The sequence below is a fragment of the Acinetobacter higginsii genome, from assembly GCF_000369845.1.
GTDB classification, from domain to species: domain Bacteria; phylum Pseudomonadota; class Gammaproteobacteria; order Pseudomonadales; family Moraxellaceae; genus Acinetobacter; species Acinetobacter higginsii.
On the sequence record NZ_KB850223.1, the window covers coordinates 375,490 to 396,608 of the forward strand.

The 21,119-nt window shown below is 40.7% G+C and carries 17 protein-coding genes; 8 read left to right on the forward strand and 9 right to left on the reverse strand.

Going from position 1 to position 21,119, the window contains the following annotated elements; genetic code table 11:
- From F885_RS01000 to F885_RS00990, 3 genes are all read left to right on the forward strand, one after another.
- The coding region (locus F885_RS01000) for a beta strand repeat-containing protein (protein WP_005322785.1) at positions 1-4,321 on the forward strand (4,321 nt) is incomplete at its 5' end.
- Positions 4,322-4,437: 116 nt separating this feature from the next.
- Positions 4,438-6,111, forward strand: coding sequence for a hypothetical protein (locus F885_RS00995; RefSeq protein WP_005322786.1), 1,674 nt, complete (start codon positions 4,438-4,440; stop codon positions 6,109-6,111).
- An 11-nt stretch (positions 6,112-6,122) separates the two neighbouring features.
- Positions 6,123-7,859, forward strand: a complete 1,737-nt coding sequence (locus tag F885_RS00990) for a CapA family protein (RefSeq protein WP_005322787.1) — start codon at positions 6,123-6,125, stop codon at positions 7,857-7,859.
- Here the strand turns inward: F885_RS00990 and F885_RS00985 are convergent.
- A complete protein-coding gene (locus F885_RS00985; RefSeq protein ID WP_004801614.1) occupies positions 7,856-8,581 on the reverse strand; it encodes a zinc metalloprotease in 726 nt (241 codons plus the stop codon). The two genes, F885_RS00990 and F885_RS00985, sit on opposite strands and share 4 nt — an antisense overlap.
- A gap of 90 nt (positions 8,582-8,671) precedes the next feature.
- Between F885_RS00985 and F885_RS00980 the strand changes: the two genes are divergently transcribed.
- Both F885_RS00980 and F885_RS00975 read left to right on the forward strand, forming a co-directional pair.
- On the forward strand, positions 8,672-8,992 hold the full coding sequence (locus F885_RS00980; protein WP_005322789.1) for an MGMT family protein: 321 nt from the start codon (positions 8,672-8,674) through the stop codon (positions 8,990-8,992).
- A 97-nt stretch (positions 8,993-9,089) separates the two neighbouring features.
- Positions 9,090-9,590, forward strand: coding sequence for a hypothetical protein (locus tag F885_RS00975; protein ID WP_005322790.1), 501 nt, complete (start codon positions 9,090-9,092; stop codon positions 9,588-9,590).
- Positions 9,591-9,672: 82 nt separating this feature from the next.
- Here the strand turns inward: F885_RS00975 and F885_RS00970 are convergent, their stop codons facing one another.
- From F885_RS00970 to carA, 6 genes are all read right to left on the reverse strand, one after another.
- The gene (locus F885_RS00970) at positions 9,673-10,110 is read right to left on the reverse strand and encodes a universal stress protein (RefSeq protein ID WP_005322791.1); all 438 of its coding nucleotides are present in this window, start codon (positions 10,108-10,110) and stop codon (positions 9,673-9,675) included.
- A 233-nt stretch (positions 10,111-10,343) separates the two neighbouring features.
- The gene (locus tag F885_RS00965) at positions 10,344-10,964 is read right to left on the reverse strand and encodes a CatB-related O-acetyltransferase (protein WP_005322793.1); all 621 of its coding nucleotides are present in this window, start codon (positions 10,962-10,964) and stop codon (positions 10,344-10,346) included.
- Between the two features lie 60 nt (positions 10,965-11,024).
- Positions 11,025-11,240, reverse strand: a complete 216-nt coding sequence (locus F885_RS00960; protein ID WP_005322794.1) for a hypothetical protein — start codon at positions 11,238-11,240, stop codon at positions 11,025-11,027.
- Positions 11,241-11,340: 100 nt separating this feature from the next.
- Positions 11,341-11,817, reverse strand: a complete 477-nt coding sequence (gene greA, locus F885_RS00955) for a transcription elongation factor GreA (RefSeq protein ID WP_004651928.1) — start codon at positions 11,815-11,817, stop codon at positions 11,341-11,343.
- A gap of 92 nt (positions 11,818-11,909) precedes the next feature.
- Complete coding sequence (gene carB / locus F885_RS00950; RefSeq protein WP_004801603.1) at positions 11,910-15,143, reverse strand: carbamoyl-phosphate synthase large subunit; 3,234 nt, start codon at positions 15,141-15,143, stop codon at positions 11,910-11,912.
- Between the two features lie 14 nt (positions 15,144-15,157).
- Entirely contained in the window at positions 15,158-16,297 is a 1,140-nt protein-coding gene (gene carA / locus F885_RS00945; RefSeq protein ID WP_005322795.1) for a glutamine-hydrolyzing carbamoyl-phosphate synthase small subunit, read from the reverse strand.
- A 361-nt stretch (positions 16,298-16,658) separates the two neighbouring features.
- Here carA and F885_RS00940 point away from each other — a divergent pair, with 361 nt between their 5' ends.
- Entirely contained in the window at positions 16,659-17,237 is a 579-nt protein-coding gene (locus tag F885_RS00940) for a hypothetical protein (protein ID WP_005322796.1), read from the forward strand.
- A 55-nt stretch (positions 17,238-17,292) separates the two neighbouring features.
- Here F885_RS00940 and F885_RS00935 read toward each other — a convergent pair whose 3' ends face one another.
- Both F885_RS00935 and yhbY read right to left on the reverse strand, forming a co-directional pair.
- Positions 17,293-17,829 (reverse strand): DOMON-like domain-containing protein, encoded by a 537-nt coding sequence (locus tag F885_RS00935; protein WP_005202000.1) that lies wholly within the window; start codon positions 17,827-17,829, stop codon positions 17,293-17,295.
- Positions 17,830-17,834: 5 nt separating this feature from the next.
- On the reverse strand, positions 17,835-18,161 hold the full coding sequence (gene yhbY / locus F885_RS00930) for a ribosome assembly RNA-binding protein YhbY (RefSeq protein WP_004651934.1): 327 nt from the start codon (positions 18,159-18,161) through the stop codon (positions 17,835-17,837).
- Positions 18,162-18,387: 226 nt separating this feature from the next.
- Between yhbY and rlmE the strand changes: the two genes are divergently transcribed.
- Together rlmE and ftsH are read left to right on the forward strand one after the other, a co-directional pair.
- On the forward strand, positions 18,388-19,038 hold the full coding sequence (rlmE, locus tag F885_RS00925; protein ID WP_005202002.1) for a 23S rRNA (uridine(2552)-2'-O)-methyltransferase RlmE: 651 nt from the start codon (positions 18,388-18,390) through the stop codon (positions 19,036-19,038).
- A 136-nt stretch (positions 19,039-19,174) separates the two neighbouring features.
- On the forward strand, positions 19,175-21,070 hold the full coding sequence (gene ftsH / locus F885_RS00920; RefSeq protein WP_004801591.1) for an ATP-dependent zinc metalloprotease FtsH: 1,896 nt from the start codon (positions 19,175-19,177) through the stop codon (positions 21,068-21,070).
- The last annotated feature ends 49 nt before the right edge of the window (positions 21,071-21,119 follow it).

The window sequence follows — 21,119 nt, forward strand, 5'->3', positions numbered from 1 at the left end:
GCAAGGCAACATCGATACAGCGAATGCGGATGTGACCATTACGGTGGATACATCACCAGCTAACTTGATTGGTGCAATCACAGTACCAGACGACTTAAACGGTGATGGCATCTTGAATGCGACTGAGTTAGGTACAGATGGTAGCTTCGATGCACGCGTGGCATTGGGACCAGATGCAGTGATTGGTACGGTGGTGACTGTGAACGGTAATACCTTCACGGTGACTGCAGCGGATCTAGTGAATGGCTATATCACAGCAGCAGTTGCAGTCTTGGCTGATGGCTCATTAGCGATTCATGCAGAAGCAGTCGATGCACAGGGCAATATTGATAGCGCTAATTCATCAATCAATATTGATACTACACCTCCAGATATCAACACTGCTGCGATTGCGATTGATTTAATTACTGGAGACAATGTTCTCGATGCAATTGAAGCATCTGGTCAGGTAACGATTACAGGTACATTGACGATTCCAACTGATGCGGTAACGACTACAGTTCAAGTGACTGTAAATGGTATAGATTACACTGCAAATGTTGATTTGCTTACCAATACATGGAGTATTGGAGTACCAGGTGGTCAACTTGCGCTAGATGCTGATCTAACCATCCAAGCAACAGCAACCTTTACCGATGCGGTTGGTAATAGTAGCAATCTTCAAGGTACGCAAACTTATACGCTTGCAAGCAGCTCGATTATTGCCTATGACAACTTTGATACAGCAGTTCTTGCTCCTCAACCATTATTGGTACAGGACGATGCGGCGCTCGGTAGTAAAACATATTTAGCACTTGTTTCACTCGCTGGACTTGATTTACAGATAGGTTCGGAAGCCATTGGTTTTAGCGTTGCAGCAAATAATGAAGGTAATGCAACATTTACCTATAGCGCGCTGATTGGTGTGAATGCACTGGCTGATTACTCACTTGTGGTTCAGAAATTGGATCCAGTGACTGGTCAGTGGACTTCGGTGTATGGTGGTGGTCAAGCCGATATCATCAAACTGACTTTATTAGGTTCTACGCCTGGTGTAGCTCTAGATGGTCTTGAGGAAGGTCAATATCGTGCATTCATGACCTATACAGGCCTTGCAGGTATCGGCTTACTTGGTACCTTAACTGCGACAATGGATATCTACGATACCACTCAAATTGGTGGATTCTATACAGAAACTGCCACTGGTAATGTGATTTCAGATATTAATGATAGTGGTCAGGTCGATGTGGTCACACCAACAACTGTTATTCATACAGTCAATAATCAAGCTGTATTAGCAGATGGTACTGTGATTACTGGTACCTATGGTACTTTGGTCATTAATCTTGATGGTTCATATGTCTATACACCGAACTCAGCTGCGGCAGGGATTGGCCAAGTCGATCACTTTACCTATGTCTTAAGAGATTCAGCAACGGGTGATCTAGCTCAAGCGACATTGAACATCCAATTAAGCTCTGTGAAAGCAGCAGATAACCTTGCTGTTGCAGAAATTAATCCAGAAGCCTTGTTGGTTGCCGATGATGTTGCACTAGGTAGTGCAAGTTATCTAGCCGCAGTTTCTCTGGCTGGATTGAATTTACAACTGTTAGGTAATGCCACAATTGCATTTAATGTCGATGCAGATCGTGAAGGAACTGCAACATTTACATTCAGTGGATTACTGACTGCAAATGTCTTGAGTGATTATTCATTAGTTGTTCAAAAATACGATGCAACGACAGGACAATGGGTCTCTATCGGAGGCACTAATCCACAGGCGACATTGGTTGATCTATCCCTCATTGGTGGGGTGGCAACTGCAGTGATTGAAGGTCTGGAAGCAGGTCAATATCGTGCCTTTGTCGGTTATGAAGGCTTGTTGGGTGTTGGCTTAGGTGGAACATTAACAGGTACAATGGATGTTTATAATCCATATGTGATCGCTGGATATTCAGTTGATCCTATCTCTGGTAACGTCATTAAAGATGTTGGTCTAAATGGTGCTGTTGATGCAGCAAGTCACAATGCCATTATCTCAATGGTGAATAGTGATCCAGTAAGTGCAACAGGTACAACGACCGTTGTAGGTACTTATGGTACTTTGGTCATTGATCAACATGGTAACTATACCTACACACCAAATGCCAATGGATTAAATCTTGGTAAAGTTGATGAATTTACCTATACCTTAAAAGATCCAGCGACAGGTAATACTTCACAAGCTATTCTATATGTTCACTTGGATAGTAGTAGTGTCGATATGACTTGGAATCCAGCAGATCCATCTCAACCTGCTGTGATTACTGGTCCAGTACCTGTAGATGCAATGGATAACGTTGCGTCAGCTGAGATTGATCTGGTTTATCCAACGACCACTCAGTTCTTTGATAATGCAATCAGCTACAGCTGGTTACTCGGTGTTGGTGGTCTTGTGATTGGGGCTAAAGAGGGTACAGCACAGTTCACGGTTGCCCCTGGGCATGTCACAGAAGCAATCTTCGCTGTGAACTTTGGTTCAGTTGCCACAGTTGTCGATGGTTTACATGTGGTGTTAACTCGAGTTAATCCAGATGGTACGCGTACCGTGATTGCGGATAGTTCTAATGCGGGCATCCTTGATTTACTCGGTATCTTTGGTTCTGAAGTGAAATTCAAAGTGGATAACCTTGGTGCGGGTACTTATGAATTGTTTATGGAGAGTAATACACTTCTTACAGCGCTTGGTAACGTCACTGCTGATATCACCTTGAATCATGGTGACATTACTCAAGTACCGACATTGGTGGTAGATCCAATCACAGGCAATGTGCTCGCAGATAATAATTCAGGTGTGTATGGCCCTGGCTATACCCCAGACTATATTACGACCACAACGGTTGTGACTTCGGTGACAGCTGAAAATGGTAATACAGCGGGTGTAAGCACAGGCTTAGCGACTGTTATTGTCGGTGCATACGGTAGCTTAACCATTAACTCAGATGGTAGCTATAGTTATCAAGCGACTGCGAATACTCTGAATATTGGTAAAGTAGATAGCTTTACTTATACCGTGGTCGATCCTGTCACAGGTCGAACTGATACTGCAAACTTACATATCCAAATTGGTTCGCCAGATGTGGATATTAATTGGAATATTGCTAACCCTGGCGCAGATGCTGTTATCCCTGCACCAGTCGCGAATGCGGATAGCAATGATGCAACGATTAGCATGAAACAAGTCACTGATGCGGCTGTGGATGTATCAGTTCCAAATCCATCAGTAACTTTGATTGGTAGTCGTACCGTGAACTCTGATTCATTTACTGTAGCAGCGAATACAGTCAATGATGTTGCAATTAAGGCCTTCCTCCAATCAGGTCTAGGAGTTGGACCTACTGTAAGTTATGTGATTCAAAAATCTAATGATAATGGTGTAACGTGGGTGAATACAGTGTATTCAGGTTCAAAAACTGCGTTGGCTTCTTTAGGTTTAGGCGGTACGATTCTAAATGAAGAAGTTTCTCATCTAGAAGCAGGTCTGTATAGAGTGTCATATACACTGACAACAATTGCTGTCGGTTCGGTCACTATTGATACGCAAGTATCTACTGCTGTGACACATCTAAATCAATATACACCAGACAGCTTAACAGATTGGATTCATGGCAATATCTTGTTAGGCGATACAACAGGTGGAGTGGCAGATATCAAAGATGCTTCGCAATTGTATGTGGAAGTATCACCGGGCAATTACCAAATTGCAGCAGGTCAAGCAATCAATACAGGTGAAGGTACATTGTATCTTTACAATGATGGTTCGTATTACTACAAAGCATTTGATAGTGCAGCGAATGCAACCTTTGATTCGATTAACTACAAACTGGTCTCTGTGACTGGTGCTGAGTCTACCAGCACGTTAACGATTCATTTGAGTCAAGAGTTGAATAGCCTTGCAGTCAGTACTTCTGCAAATGATACCTTCACACTTGGTAATGGCTCGGATACCTTGATTTACAATACGCTCACTGCAGCGAATGTGGTAAATGCAACAGGTGGTAATACCACAGGTGGTGGTGTGGATACTTGGACAGACTTCCATTTAGGTAATGTGGCAACTGATAGTCAAGCAGACAAGATTGATATTAGTAACTTATTACTCGGTACGCCAAATAGCTTAACGATTGGTTCGTATGTATCGGTTAACTATGATGCTTCGACTCAAAGTGCGACTATTAGTGTAGATCGTGATGGTTTAGGTCTTACTTATTCAAGTACTCAGTTGTTGACGATTCATTTAGATCACCCGACAGCAACATTGACACTGAATGATTTACTGAATAATGGACAAATCATTTACTAATTCAAATCCTTCACTTTAAAAAAGAGAACCTTCGGGTTCTCTTTTTCATTTTGAGAAGATCATAAAAATATGTGATATGGTGTGTAAAACACTTAAAAATTCTAAAAACCAAAGATATGAGCATTACAACGATTTCAGCACTTGAACAATTGACACATTTGCTGAGTGAACACTTTTTTAAGCAGGTACAGCCGCATATTGATGTGTCTAAAGCGGTGATTTTCTGTTCCTATGGAGAACACACGCAACGTTGCCAAGTCTGGAATTCAGCCTGCTCAGATTTTGCTGATATTCAAATGCAATTATTAAATTTTCTTGAGCAACACATCGCTGTAACTGAAAAGCTGCCTACATTTCTAAAATTTGATATTGCCTTTCATATCCAACAAGAAAATTGGCAAAATCTTGAACAGACTTTAAAAAACCAATTCCATAATAATCATTATCGGAAAGGAATCAGTTTCGATGCGGATTTTAACTGTTGTTTCTTAGAGCAAGAGTTATATGGCAGAGCGATTATTCGTGCGCTGAGCTATAACAGCCCTAATTTTCTTGATGAAAAAAACTTAAATAATAGCCTTTTAAGAAAATATCCGAATCAGCAACACAACATCAAAATTAAGGAACTTCAACAGCTGTGGACGTTTGATACTTATGCTGTGATTTATGAGGCAGGGCAGTTGATTCCTTTGCACAGTCAGTTCACTGAAAATGGTGTGCGTTATCTACTGGAACCGAAAAAGCAGCATTTTAAAAAAATGATTGCAGGGAATGCGCAATTTCTCTATCAGCAAATCCAGCAGGATGGGCGATTCGCTTATGGTTTTTTCCCCGCCTATGATCGTGAAATCCGAAGCTATAACACAGTTCGGCATTGTACCTCGGTGTATGCCTTGCTCGAAACTTTAGCAATTCAATCACATCACGTTTTTATCGAAAAAATTCAGTTGGCGATTGATTATGCTTTGCAGCATTTCTATATCGAGAAACAGGCGAACTTGGCCTATATGCTGGATGGCAATGAAGCCACTGGTCTAGATGAAATCAAGTTAGGTGCCAATGCCGCCGCAATTTTAATGCTCACAAAGTATGAGGAAATCACAGGGGATCAGTGCTATTTGGAGCACGCACAGGCCTTAGCCAATGGAGTTTTATCGCTGGTCAATGATGCAGGTGAAACCACACATGTACTGCATTACCCAAGCTATGAGATTAAAGAGAAATTCCGCATCATTTATTATGATGGCGAAGCAGCCTTGGCCTTATTACGTCTTTATCAACTTCATGCAGAGCAAAAATTACTGCAAACCGTCAAATGCATGTTTGAACGATTCATTGAAAAAAAATATGATCGTTATCATGATCACTGGCTCAGCTACTGTAGCAATGAGTTGACCAAAATTTGCCCCGAAGAAAAATATTTTCAGTTTGGTCTGAATAATTATTTAAGGCATCTGGTATTTATCCGTAACCGTAAAACGGCCTATGCCACTTTGTTGGAAATGATGATGGCAGCTTACCAAATGGTTCTCCGAATTCGAGCACTGGGTTTAGGACATTTGTTCGAAAAGGCACAATTTGAAGATTTAAAAAAGTTGATTGAGTTTCGGGCTGAGTTTCAGCGCACAGGATTTTTCTATCCAGAAGTGGCCATGTATATGGCACGACCAGATAAAATCTTGAATGCCTTCTATGTACGGCATGATCGTTTCCGTGTACGGATTGATGACCAAGAACATAATCTTTCAGGTTATGTTGCTTATGTTCAGCACTTTGAAACGGAAGTTTGAGGGTGAAATTGATGAGTACACCTCAAGAAATCAAAATCATCAGCCAGATAGGCAATCAAGACTTTCAATCTCCTGTTTGGCAGACAGAAATTGTAGGGGATTGCTCTGCTTGGATTTTATTGTATTTAGCTTTAGAGGCGGTGGTTGAAGGTCGGTTATTACTTGAAGATGGGATAATTATTGATGCGAATTTCCAAGCGAAGCAAAGTGATCAGCCTGATTTGATCTGGAATTCAAGCAATTCCGTTTTACAGTTATTGCAGTATCTCAGTTTTAGCCCAAACAATGCTGCACAACAGCTGCTGGGTTGCCACCTGTTTGAAAATTGGCAACAGGCAGAAATTGAAATCGCCAGTAAGGCAGAGCAGTTTGGATTGAACATTCAGTATCAATCTGTTGCGACCAAAAATACCCTGCAAAAACTCTATGGTTTGGCTGAATCCATCTTTAATCTGCCGATCGAATTGCTGAAGCAGATTTTTGTAAAAGTACTCAAGATCAATGGGCAGGAGATTGCTCCGATCCATTCATTATCTAGCTGTACACAACTGGATGCAGTGATTTATTTGACAGATCAACGTCGAGATAACTTTTTTTCTTATCGTCATGAAAATCAGAGCTTAGGTATTTTTCTACTATTAGATCAGCTACATCGAATTGATCATTTAGCCCCGTATTATCATTATTTTCAACAAGGGCTATTGCCAACTAAACAGCTGCAAGCCAAAACTGAATGGATCAATATTCTTGGCGATACTTATTTGGGTGAGTTCTATACCGAAAAAAGAAAAAACAAAGGCATAGAGGATGCTTTGCAACGTTATGGTTATCGCCATTCTTTTGAAGCAATTAAACAATTTTTTGGCCCAGATGATATTAATATTGCCAATTTAGAAGCGGTTTTCAATCTTGAAGAGAATTCAATTTTAGCAGGCAGAAAAGCCTATATTTTGGGGGCAAAAGCTCAGGAAACTTTAGCTGAATTTAATCGTATTCATCTCAATACTTTGTGTTTGGCCAATAATCATTTAAAAGACTATGGTGAAGCCAGTCTAAAACATACTTTAACTCAGTTAGCGCATGCCAAGATTGATGTTATTGGGGCAGGTGAGAACCAACAACAGGCACATCAATGTCTAGAAATTAAAAATGATCAGGAGCAATGTCTGGCTATTTTTAATGGCTATTGGCATAGAAGACCAGCCTATCAGGAGTATGATTTTTATGCTCTCGGTAACAGTGCTGGGGTAGCCTGTCTCAATGCGATTTTATTCGAACAGCTGATGCAATATCGTTTGGCACATCCAACCCATAAAATTATAGTGATTTGTCATTGGGGTGTGGATTTTAAATCGATCCATCCTGAGCAAGAAAAACTGGCCAAGGTCCTGACTCAGATTGGGGCTGATGTGGTGATTGGCCATGGCGCTCATACCCTGCAACCAATTCAATCCATTTATCAAAAGCCAGTCATCTTTGGCATTGGCAATGGGGTATTTAATAGCAATGGTCATTTTGAAAAATATCAGGCCTTACCCTACGGGGCTGTGGTACGCATCAATTTAAAAGAATCCCGATTAAAACTCTATCCGATTTATACCCATAATCAGAAAACCTTTTGGCAACCGCATAGTGTTGATGAACTACAATTTGAACAAGCGAAAACCTTATTGACCCATCAATTAGATCCAGAAAATTACAGTGTGGGGCAGGATGATTTAGGCCATTATCTACAGTTCACCTTTTAAGGATATTGGTTGTAATTGTTGAGCATGATATTCAGCTGTTCTTTGTTAAATCCCAGATTACGTAAGCCTCCACTGCCTAAGCGACAATCATAACTGCTCATAATATTGGTTGGCGTGGTTTTGGTGGCTTTAGGTGAACAAACATGGCTGAGACCGAAGGCGTGTCCCATTTCATGGATACTGGCAGCTTGGGTTTGGTAATTCAGACGTTGCCAATCAATCAAAATAAATGGTTGTCCTTGATTGCGGAATCCCCAACTGGTGATATCAGCATCTTTTAATTTTTCACCATAAGAATCATAAATAATAAACAGCACTTCTTTGCTCTTTCGGCGAGGGAAGCAAGTTCTGACCGCACTTGGCAGATTGTCTGGAACAATTGCTTTCGCTTGGCTTAATTGGTTGGCGAGATCACATTTGCGTTTACTAAAATCTTGATAGGAATAATAACGATGAATTTTAAACTTAAAGATTTTTTGATTATTTTCATCGACAAAGTATTGGTTCAAGATCGCCAGTTCTTTATACATTTGTGCTTTACGATCTAGGGCTTTTACTTCTGGACGATTGCTGGTCACAATAAAACTGACATTGACCACAGGTAAATGGTCTGCATCTAGCGGATACTGATACGGTAATTTTTTTATCGGGGCTTTTTGAGTGGTACAAGATGCACTAAAGATCAGACATAATAGCGTCAGGGCAGTGATTTTTAACCGCATTTTTTGTTCTCTCAAATGGTCGCGTTTTAATTATTGTAAAGCTAGCTTTTCGCATGATTTTGATTATCTTAGCAGATTTTTGGAGCTTGTATGGTGCAAGATACCAATGAACTACATCGGCAAATTTTAGAAGTGATTGCCTTGATTCCTTATGGAAAAGTGGCAAGTTATGGACAAATTGCCAAATTGGCTGGTTTACCCAAACATCCACGTTTAGTGGGTTATGTACTCAAGCATTTAGATAAAGACAGTGAAATTCCTTGGTATCGTGTGATTAACTCACAAGGAAAAATCAGTGTGACCCGAATCAATGAGAAAGGTGAAAATGTTCAGCAATGTTTATTAGAAGCAGAAGGGGTGTATTTATTAAATGGCAAGGTCAGTTTAAAAATATTTGCTTGGCAGCCTTAAATCGTTTTGGACAGATCAGAATTAATATTGAAATTAATTTACGGTTTATTTACAATCTGGATACATAAAGTTACATTGAAATAATTTTGGTATTTAAATGAAAAAACTGTCTGTTATTTTCGGGGTTGTCGCACTGAGTTTATCTGGATGTGCAAGTATTATCTCGGGTAAAACCCAAACCATGACTTTCCAAAGTACGCCAGAACTTAGTGATATTACGATTTTAAATCGTGATGGCAAGAAAATCCATGTTGGAAAAGCACCTGTAACCGTGAGCCTGAATCGTGGAGCCGGTTTCTTTGTTCCTGAAAGATATACAGTTATCTTTGAAAAAGAAGGTTATGAAAAGAAAGAAATCAAAGTTACTTCGAGCATGAATGGTTGGTACATCGGGAATATTTTATTTGGTGGGGTAATTGGCTTGTTAATTGTCGATCCTGCGACAGGGGCGATGTATAGTTTAAATACAAAAGATACCAATGTTGTTCTAAATGACTTAAAGAAAGAAAATCTTCAAGCCAATGCTCAATCATTAACAATCGTTTCTACAAATGTGCTTTCTGAAGAAGTTTTAGAAAAAGCAAAACCAATTCAATAAAAAGCTTAGTAATAAAACAATTAAAAAGCATGATAAATATTTATCATGCTTTTTAATATATCTAAATGATTAATATGAATTATCAACGCACAATTAATACTGGAATGTGGCTTTCTGCTAAAACTTTCTGTGCCACACTACCGAGTACAAATTGTTTAAAACCTGTGCGGCCATGAGAACCCATAATAATCAAATCTGCACCTAGGTTTTGCGCTGCACCAATAATTTCCTGATGGACTGAAAAACCTTCCAGAATTTGGGTTGCAACGGTCAGACCGTGTTCTTCAAATTTTTGCTCAGCTTTCGTTAAATTCTCTTGAACATAACCTCTGACACGTTCAATCAAATCATTGCTTTGTCCCATACGAATATAGGCATCTGCAAGATAAGGATCTAAGGTCATCACTTCGACAACCGTCAGTTCACTGTTTAAGGCTTTGGCCAGTTGTGCTGCTTCTCGAATGACATTTGCTGCAATTTCAGAGTCATCGATCGCCACTAAGATTTTTTGATAAGCCATGAGGGATACTCCTTATATTTATGATTTTGAATTGAATTTCGGGATTAAAAATTGTTTAAAATACAGACTATATTTCTATATTAAACCTGTTGTTAAAAAAATAAAACCTAGCATTTTTATAGGGATAGTTATTATTTATAGCATTATGGTTAAGCTTGAAAGAGTTTAAGAATAGATGAAATTTCCATAAAAATAAAAGCATGTATCATCATGATTTATCTATAAAAGCTGGCTTAATTGCACTCAAAGAATTGAATCAGCGCATCCACATCATCCGTCTGTAATTGTTCACGCATTTTTAAAATCTGCTTTTCATCTAAATCATAAAGTTTAAGGGAAAGCAGTTTTTCAATGTCTTGTTCAGGAAAGCGGTATTTGATGACTTTGGCTGGGACACCCCCGACAATGGCATAAGGGGGCACATCTTGGGTGACCACAGCACCTGTTGCTATCACAGCACCTTCACCGAGTTTCACCCCTTGCATGATCATGGCACGGCTGCCAATCCAGCAACCATCGGCTATGACTGTATCACCCGCAGGTTGAAAGCTACGTGTATCAAAAGGAAAGGTTGAAATCCAGTCAGGGCGGTGCAGTTGGTTGCCACCCATCATAATCACGCATTCCGCGCCAAAGCAGACAAAGTTACCGATATGCAGCTGATCAATTGGCTTTTCAGGTGTAGCCGCTTTGTCATGCAGATAACGCACCACACAGCGTTCGAAACCCTGATCCCAGTAAGCTGAATAATAGGAGTAATTGCCTTTGATATGGATATTTGGATTGTTTACTGTTTTAGCAATAAATTCGAACTCGCACCAGTGTTTAACAGGAGAGTTGATTAATGGATCCATATCTAGACAAAATATTAAAAGAAAGCCGTAGCATTATAGCTCTTATATAAGGAGAGAGTGCTAGTAGGAGAAAAATTTCCAAAGCCAAGTAAACAAACGTTGAATTTGATTGGGAAATACAAAGCCTAGAACTGCACAAAGTAGAGCTGTATTCAAAATAATGAGCGCAGAGCTGGTCGTAGAATTCACATGAAACCCCCATGTGATGGCAATCCCAATACCCAGAATAATTCCTGCAATTGCATACATAAATGCACTTATGAGTCGATCTTGCATTCTTTATCTCATTGTTATTGTATTTAGAAATAGAATGCCTGAAACAAAAGAACTCTTCAAATAATGAAGAGTTCTTTAATCACTTAATCAGGTGGATGAATTAGATATATTCCACACTCACAATTTCGTATTCAACTTCACCTTGAGGTGTTTGAATTTTTGCTTCGTCGCCTTCGTTTTTACCTAGAAGACCACGTGCAATCGGTGAGTTCACTGAGATTTTATTGATTTTAAAATCTGCTTCATCATCACCGACGATTTTATAAGTCTTACGTTCTTCGGTATCAAGATTTTCAATCGTTACAGTCACGCCAAAGACAACACGGCCATTTTGCTCAAGTGTTTTGACATCAATTTCTTGTACTGCGCCCAGTTTACCTTCGATATCCTGAATACGACCTTCGCAGAAACCTTGCTGTTCACGCGCAGCATGATATTCAGCATTTTCCTTTAAATCACCGTGTTCACGAGCTTCAGCAATCGCTTGGATAATACGTGGGCGATCCACTGTCTTGAGCTGTTGTAATTCTTTCTCTAAGGCAACCTTGCCTTCGGGAGTCATAGGATAACGTTGCATTCTGGTCCCCTCTAAATTGGTTGGGAAAATACAGGATTAAAAAAAGAAAAAGCCCGCCACCGATAAGGTGACGGGACTTTATCGGTAGAGAATTAACCTACAGTTTGTAAATCTTGCAAGCGGTATACATCCATTGGCAATTTCACAGCAAATGCTTGGCAAACTGCTTCTGCACCGTTAATTGTCGTGGTGTAATACACCTTGCCTTGTAGGGCAGCACGACGAATCATGGCAGAGTCATACTGAGCTTGTTTGCCTTCAGTTGTGTTGACAATAAGATGAATTTCACCATTTTTCAAGCGGTCAACAATATGTGGGCGACCTTCGGTCACTTTATTGACTGCTTCACATTCAATTCCTGCTTCTTTCAGAACGCGATGTGTACCATTGGTTGCAACAAGCTTAAAGCCATAAGCGATTAACTGTTTTGCAATGTCAGCAATGTATTTCTTATCTGATTCACGAACAGATAAGAATGCATGTTTCACTTCGCCTTCAGTTGGTAAGCCAGGTAAACGTTCATTCGAACCAAGCACTGCTTTATAGAATGCTTCACCAAATGTTTTACCAACGCCCATCACTTCACCTGTAGATTTCATCTCAGGCCCAAGCATTGGATCTACGCCAGGGAATTTAGCGAATGGGAATACTGCTTCTTTAACTGCAAAATGCGTTGGAATGATTTCTTTGGTGAAACCTTGTGATTCCAACGATTGACCCGCCATACAGCGAGCAGCAACTTTTGCTAAAGAGTCACCAATACACTTCGATACGAAAGGAACGGTACGTGATGCACGTGGGTTCACTTCAAGTACATAAATGTCGTTGCCTTTAACAGCAAACTGAACGTTCATCAAACCGATAACGCCAAGTTCTTTTGCCATCGCAACAGTTTGACGACGCATTTCATCCTGTACTTCTTGAGAAAGCGAGTACGGAGGAATCGAACATGCTGAGTCACCTGAGTGAATACCAGCTTGTTCAATGTGCTGCATGATACCGCCGATCACAACGTCTTTACCGTCAGATACGCAGTCCACGTCAACTTCAGTTGCATCGTCAAGGAAACGGTCAAGCAGGACAGGGGCTTCATTCGACGCTTGTACTGCTTCACGAAGGTAACGTTTAAGCTCTTCTTCGTTATAGACGATTTCCATTGCACGACCACCCAATACATAAGATGGACGAACAACCAGTGGATAACCCACTTTAGCTGCTTCTGAAATACCTTCTTCAGCAGATTTTACAATGCTGTTGTTTGGTTGACGAAGTTGAAGACGTTGAATCATTTGCTGGAAACGTTCACGGTCTTCTGCACGGTCAATTGCATCAGGAGATGTACCAATGATTGGTGTACCTGCTTCTTCCAAAGCACGTGCCAATTTCAAAGGTGTTTGACCACCGTACTGTACGATCACGCCTTTAGGCTTCTCGGTACGTACGATTTCAAGTACATCTTCAAGTGTTACAGGCTCGAAGTATAAACGGTCAGATGTGTCATAGTCGGTTGAAACCGTTTCAGGGTTACAGTTCACCATGATCGTTTCATAACCGTCTTCACGCATTGCAAGCGCAGCGTGTACACAGCAGTAGTCAAACTCGATCCCTTGACCAATACGGTTAGGACCACCACCAATCACCATGATCTTGTCACGGTTTGATGGATTCGCTTCACATTCTTCATCGTAAGTTGAATACATGTAAGCAGTACCCGATTCAAACTCGGCTGCACAGGTATCAACACGTTTGTAAACTGGATAGACACCCAAGTTCCAACGTTGCTTACGGAATTGTTTTTGTGAAATACCCATCAAGCCAGCAATACGAAGGTCAGATAAACCTTTGCGCTTGAATGAACGGATATTGTCAGCGTTTAAGTCACCAAAGCCTAAAGTCTTCACTTGTGCTTCAGTTTTAATGATGTCTTCGATTTGGATCAAGAACCAACGGTCGATCTTGGTTGCTTCGAATACGTCGTCTAATGAGAAACCATGACGGAATGCATCTGCAACGTACCAGATACGCTCTGGACCAGGAACTTTAAGCTCTTTTAGGATGATGTCTTTGGCATTGGCTGTACCAGCTTCAACTTTTTCATCAAAGCCACTAACGCCTACTTCTAAACCACGAAGTGCTTTTTGTACTGATTCTTGGAAGTTACGACCAATTGCCATCACTTCGCCCACAGATTTCATCTGAGTCGTTAGTACTGGCTCAGCTTGTGGGAATTTTTCGAAGTTAAAACGTGGAATCTTAGTGACAACATAGTCAATCGATGGTTCGAAAGATGCTGGTGTAATACCGCCAGTGATGTCATTTTTCAATTCATCAAGGGTATAACCGACCGCAAGTTTCGCTGCGATTTTCGCGATCGGGAAACCTGTTGCTTTAGACGCAAGTGCAGATGAGCGAGAAACACGTGGGTTCATCTCGATCACAACCATACGACCGTCTTTCGGGTTAATACCGAATTGAACGTTCGAACCACCAGTCTCTACACCGATTTCACGAAGAACTGCAACAGAGGCATTACGCATCAATTGATATTCTTTGTCAGTCAATGTTTGAGCAGGTGCAACCGTGATTGAGTCACCTGTGTGAACGCCCATTGGGTCGAAGTTTTCGATTGCACAGACGATGATACAGTTGTCGTTTTTGTCACGAACAACTTCCATCTCGTATTCTTTCCAACCAATCAATGATTCATCAATCAATAATTGTTTGGTTGGAGAAAGATCGAAACCACGTTCACAGATTTCTAGGAATTCTTCGCGGTTATAGGCAATACCACCACCTGAGCCACCCATTGTGAATGATGGACGGATGATGACTGGGAAGCCAAAACCTGCTTGGATTGCCAAAGCCTCTTCCATTGTTTCTGCAATGGCTGCTTTTGGACATTCCAAACCAATTTTACGCATTGCGATATCAAACAGTTTACGATCTTCTGCTTTTTCAATCGCGTCTTTTGATGCGCCAATTAGTTCAACATTATATTTTTCAAGGACGCCGTGCTCATCTAACGCAAGGGCACAGTTCAATGCAGTTTGACCACCCATGGTTGGAAGGACTGCATCTGGACGTTCTTTTTCAATGATTTGTGCAACTGTCTGCCATGTGATTGGCTCAATATAGGTCGCATCCGCCATTGCAGGGTCAGTCATAATGGTCGCTGGGTTAGAGTTCACCAAAATAACGCGATAACCTTCTTCACGAAGCGCTTTACATGCTTGCGCACCAGAATAGTCAAATTCGCAGGCTTGACCAATGACAATAGGACCAGCACCAATAATTAAGATGCTTTTAATATCCGTACGTTTAGGCATTATTCGCTCCGTAATTACTTCTTAGCTGCTTCGATAAGTTCGATGAAATGATCGAACAATGGGGCACAGTCATGTGGACCAGGGCTGGCTTCAGGGTGACCCTGAAAACTGAATGCTGGTTTGTCAGTGCGATGAATACCTTGGTTTGTACCATCAAACAGTGAGCGATGTGTCACTTTTAAGTTTGCAGGTAAAGTACTCTCGTCAACAGCAAAGCCGTGGTTTTGAGAAGTAATCATCACTGTACCTTCCTCAAGGTTTTGTACAGGATGGTTAGCGCCGTGGTGACCATGATTCATTTTCATGGTTTTCGCGCCAGAAGCGAGAGCCAAAATTTGGTGACCCAAGCAAATACCGAATACAGGTAAGTTCGTTGTATCAACAATGGTTTTCACAGCTTCAATTGCATAATCACATGCTGCTGGATCACCAGGACCATTTGATAAGAATACGCCATCTGGATTGAGTGCGAGCACTTTTTCAGCAGGTGTTTGTGCAGGAACAACAGTCAATTTACAACCACGGTCTGCAAGCATACGTAAGATGTTGGTTTTGACACCATAATCGTATGCAACAACATGAAATTTTAATTCTGGTTGAGAGAAACCCTCGCCCAAAGTCCAAGAACCTTCAGTCCATTCAAAACCTGTCGGATCACAGCATTCTTTCGCAAGATCTAGACCGTTTAAACCACCAAATGCACGTGCTTTTGCAATTGCTTCTTCTTCTGTAATATTTTCGCCAGCAAGGATGCAACCATTTTGTGCACCTTTGTCACGTAGAATACGAGTCAATTTACGCGTATCAATATCAGCAATCGCAACAACATTATGTTGTTCTAAATATTCACTCAGTGATTGTTCAGCACGGAAATTACTATGTAATAAAGGCAGATCACGAATAATTAAACCATTCGCCCATACTTTATGGATGCGACCTGATTCAACGTCTTCACTATTACAGCCAGTATTTCCAATATGAGGATAAGTCAACGTCACAATTTGTTGTGCGTAGCTTGGGTCGGTCAAAATTTCTTGATAACCAGTCATGGCAGTGTTAAAAACGACTTCACCAGTCGTACTACCCGATGCACCGATAGACGTTCCTTTAAAGATCGTTCCATCTGCGAGGGCTAAAATGGCGGGGGTGCTCAAACCAAAGCTCCTGAACTAAGACCACAAAAATAGGGCTGTAAAAAAGCGAGAAGACATAAAAAAAGGCAGGCCGTCTTTAAAAAAACATGCCCCTCCTTCCAGTCTGCTCGCTTGTAACTTAACAGCGCATTATACGCATGAGTCCGTGAAAAGTCTATGTGTTTTATTTATTAAAGTCAGAATTTCCCAATTTCTTTTATAAGCATTCGCTGGGCAGTGTCTATTGCAAAATCAATCATCCTTCTATCGATATCATGAGATATTATGCAAATTGTCAGACAATTTTTTTTGTGTTTGGGATGTGGCCGTTTTATCTTATATCTAGCCAAAAAATCAACAATCAATAAAGAGGGTAATCAAAATGGCTGAGAATCAAACGACACCTGCAACTGCTGAAGAAGTAAAAACTGCTGTAGTTGAAAAAACCACGAAAGCGAAAGAAGCTGTTGCTGAAAAGACTGCTGAAGTCAAAGAAGTGGTTGCTGAAAAAACTGCAAAAGCGAAAGAAGTCGTTGCAGAAAAAACAGCGAAGGCAAAAGAAGTGATTGCGGAAACTCAAGAGCAAGCGAAAGAAGTTATTGCTGAGACCCAAGACCAAGTGAAAGAAGCGTTAGCTGAAACTCAAGAAAAAATTGAGGCTGAAGCGAAAGAATTGAATCAAAACATTCAAAACCAGCTGACTCAAATCAAGCAAGATCTTCTAGAGCGTATTGAAGTGATTAAGACTCAACTTAATTCATCGCAAGGTAACTTACTTGAACTTAAAAATGCATTGAAAATTGAATTAAATGCATTGATTGAAGACCTGACCAAGGTAAGCAAAGAACTGAAAGATGACATTAGCCAGATTTCAGTGAAGCACAAAGATACGTTGGTGGGTAGCTTTAAACGCACTAAAGAACAAGCGGTTGAAGCTTGGAATAAAGTACGTGCTAGCTAATTAATTGCAGGCATAAAAAAAGCGAGAATTTTTCTCGCTTTTTTTATTTTTAAATTTAAAACTGATGTAACCAATCACGTTTGTTATGAAAGTCAGCTTGAGGACTACTGTGTTGCATCGCAAAATACTGCATACCTTGCGTAGTTTCCAGAACAGCAGTCAAACCAAGGTATATGTCAGCCCATTTTAATTCATGCTCGCGCATAAATTGTGACAAATCTAAACTGACATTTAAGCCATAATGAGTGCGCTGTAAATGATTCAATTCAATGTCATATGCTGCAATCGGCGGCATATTTTCAGGAAAACGATATTCTTCAAATTGATAAACTTGCCAAGCCTGAGAAGGTGATAGATTAATTTCCCGATAGAAATCTTGATCTTTCACGCCGACAAAAATTTCAAAGCAAGTGTGTTCCCATAAAAAGTCTTGACGTGGATGTGCTGTGACTTGATTTGGGTAAATCAGAAATTGATTTGGGTCACGAACCCAAAAACCAACATTTAAGGTTGCTGGTGTTTGTTGTTCAATTGCTCCAACGACCGTAATGGCACTAAAGCGATCAAAGGCAGACAGTTCATAACTTGCCATCGTAATTACTTATTATTTAAATGAGCAAAACGAACCAAGTTAGACAGGTGTTGGTTTTGTTTCGCTGCTTTTTTATAGAGCAAAACAATTTTACCAATTTTCTGTACAGATTCTGCACCAGTTGCTTCAACAATCGCGTCAATCACTGCTGCACGTGCGTCACGATCTTCACCTGCAATTTTGACTTTGATGAGTTCATGATCATTCAGCGCACGATTTGTTTCTTCAATGACGTTTTCTGTAAGACCTTGGCCACCAACCATTACTACTGGATTAAGTGCATGACCAATTTGACGTAAACGTTTACGTTCATGGATAGATAAAGCCGCCATTAAAAATACCTGATTGGAAAAACGACCTAGTATAACTTGCATCCCGATTCTAAGATAGATTCAGAAGGCAGGCACTTGAAACAAATATGTGAAAATTGCTGAAATATCCAATGATGATGATCGAAAAAAATCTGTAAAAGTTTCTGAATGAAGTACATCCGTACTGTAATGAGAGTAATTTTCACGTACAATGACTCATCAGAAGTTTTTTGAAATTTAGTGAGTTATGGCGACACGCATTACCAATCAAAAATTGTCTAAAAGCAGTCGTGTGTGGATGCGAGAGCACTTAGATGACCATTTTGTGAAGAAAGCACAAAAGGAAGGTTATCGCGCACGCGCGGCATATAAGTTACTTGAAATCCAAGAAAAATATAAAATGATCAAACCTGGGATGACGGTTGTCGACTTAGGCGCGGCACCAGGTAGTTGGTCGCAAATTGCAGGTAAATTGGTCGGCTCAAAAGGTCTAGTGATTGCTTCAGATATTCTGGCAATGGATGCTCTTCCAGATGTGACCTTCTTGCAAGGTGACTTCCGCGAGGAAGAAGTTTTCGAAAAATTGTTAAATATTTTAAATGGGCGTCAAGTAGACGTTGTAATTTCAGATATGGCCCCCAATACATCAGGTAATAGGGCTGTTGATCAACCGCGTCAAATTTACTTATGTGAATTGGCTTTGGATTTTGCTCAGAAAGTACTCGGACCCAACGGACAGTTTCTTGTTAAAGTGTTCCAAGGTTCAGGATTTGATGAGTTCAGAAAACAAGTGGTCGATGGTTTTGATGTATTAAAAACAGCCAAACCTGCGGCTTCACGTGCTCGATCAAAAGAAGTTTTTTTGATTGGTCAAGGTCGTAAAAAGGCATTGCAATAAAAGTGTACTTGCCAAGTTGTTAAAAATTGTGCATTTTGTACCTTTTAAGTTTTTTGCAACGCAAATTCATTGCTGTTTTTGTGAAGGTCAGCCAAGATTAGGTATGATCAAATTAGATTGATATGGGAATAAAGCCTTGAGCGATTACTTCAAGAATGCCGTATTGTGGCTCATCATACTCGGTGTTCTGATTTTGATTTTTAGCAACGTCAGTGACCGCAATAAGCCTGCAGCGATGAAATATTCTGATTTCGTTGCAGCGGTGAATGCTGGGCAAATTAAACAAGTCACAATTGACGGTTTAAATATTAATGGTGAAAAAACCAATGGCTCTGCCTTTGAGACGGTTCGTCCTCAAGTAGAAGACACTGAGTTGCTACCAAGCTTGAATAAACAAAATGTAGTTGTTGAAGGCACAGCGCCACAACGTCAAGGCATTTTGATGCAACTTCTCATTGCGAGTTTCCCTGTATTGCTCATCATCTTATTATTCATGTTCTTCATGCGTAATATGGGCGGTGGTGCAGGTGGCAAAAACGGTCCTATGAGTTTTGGTAAGTCAAAAGCAAAAATGTTATCTGAAGATCAAATCAAGTTAACATTTAGTGATGTTGCAGGCTGTGACGAAGCAAAACAAGAAGTGGTTGAAATCGTTGATTTCTTAAAAGACCCTGCTAAATTCAAACGCCTTGGTGCAACCATTCCACGTGGTGTACTGATGGTTGGTCCTCCAGGTACTGGTAAAACATTATTGGCGAAAGCCATTGCTGGCGAAGCTAAGGTTCCATTCTTTAGTATCTCTGGTTCTGACTTCGTTGAAATGTTTGTTGGTGTCGGTGCATCTCGTGTCCGTGACATGTTCGAGCAAGCAAAACGCCATGCACCATGTATCATCTTTATTGATGAGATTGATGCTGTCGGTCGTCATCGTGGTTCGGGTACAGGTGGTGGTCATGATGAGCGTGAACAGACCCTGAACCAGATGCTTGTTGAAATGGACGGTTTTGAAGGCAATGAAGGCGTTATCGTTATTGCTGCAACCAACCGTGTTGATGTATTGGATAAAGCATTGCTTCGTCCAGGCCGTTTTGACCGTCAAGTAATGGTGGGTTTACCAGACATTCGTGGTCGTGAACAAATCTTGAATGTTCACTTGAAGAAACTTCCTTCTGTTACAGGTGTAGATCTTAAAGTTCTTGCACGTGGTACGCCAGGATTCTCAGGTGCGCAACTTGCCAACTTAGTCAATGAAGCTGCATTGTTTGCTGCTCGCCGTAATAAAAATACGGTAGATATGCATGACTTTGAAGATGCGAAAGACAAGATCTACATGGGTCCTGAACGTAAATCGATGGTGATTCGTGAAGAAGAACGTCGTGCGACGGCTTACCATGAAGCTGGTCATGCGATTGTTGCTGAAATTTTGCCAGGTACAGACCCAGTGCATAAAGTAACGATCATGCCACGTGGTTGGGCATTGGGTGTGACTTGGCAGTTGCCTGAGCAAGACCAGACCAGCCACTATAAAGATAAGATGTTGAATGAACTTTCAATCTTGTTTGGTGGTCGTATTGCAGAAGAAGTGTTCATTAACCAAATGTCGACAGGTGCATCGAATGACTTTGAACGTGCAACCAAAATGGCACGTGCAATGGTAACCAAGTATGGTATGTCGGATCGCCTTGGTGTCATGGTGTATGAAGATGAAAACCAAAATGGTTTCTTCGGTAATGTGGGTAGCCGTACGATTTCTGAAGCAACTCAACAAAAAGTTGATGAAGAAGTACGCCGTATCTTGGATGAACAGTATAAAGTTGCACGTGACATCTTGGAAAATAATAAAGATATCGCTCATGCAATGGTGAAAGCGTTGATGGATTGGGAAACAATCGACCGTGATCAAATCCGTGACATCATGGAAGGTCGTGAGCCGCAACCACCTAAAGTTTATGTTGCTGAAAATCCAGTGGCTGCATTTGAACCACCTAAAGATGGTCCATCTACTCCACCACCATTACCAGCAATGGGCTAATCAAAGATAAAATAAAAAGAGCGACTTCGGTCGCTCTTTTTTTGTCTCA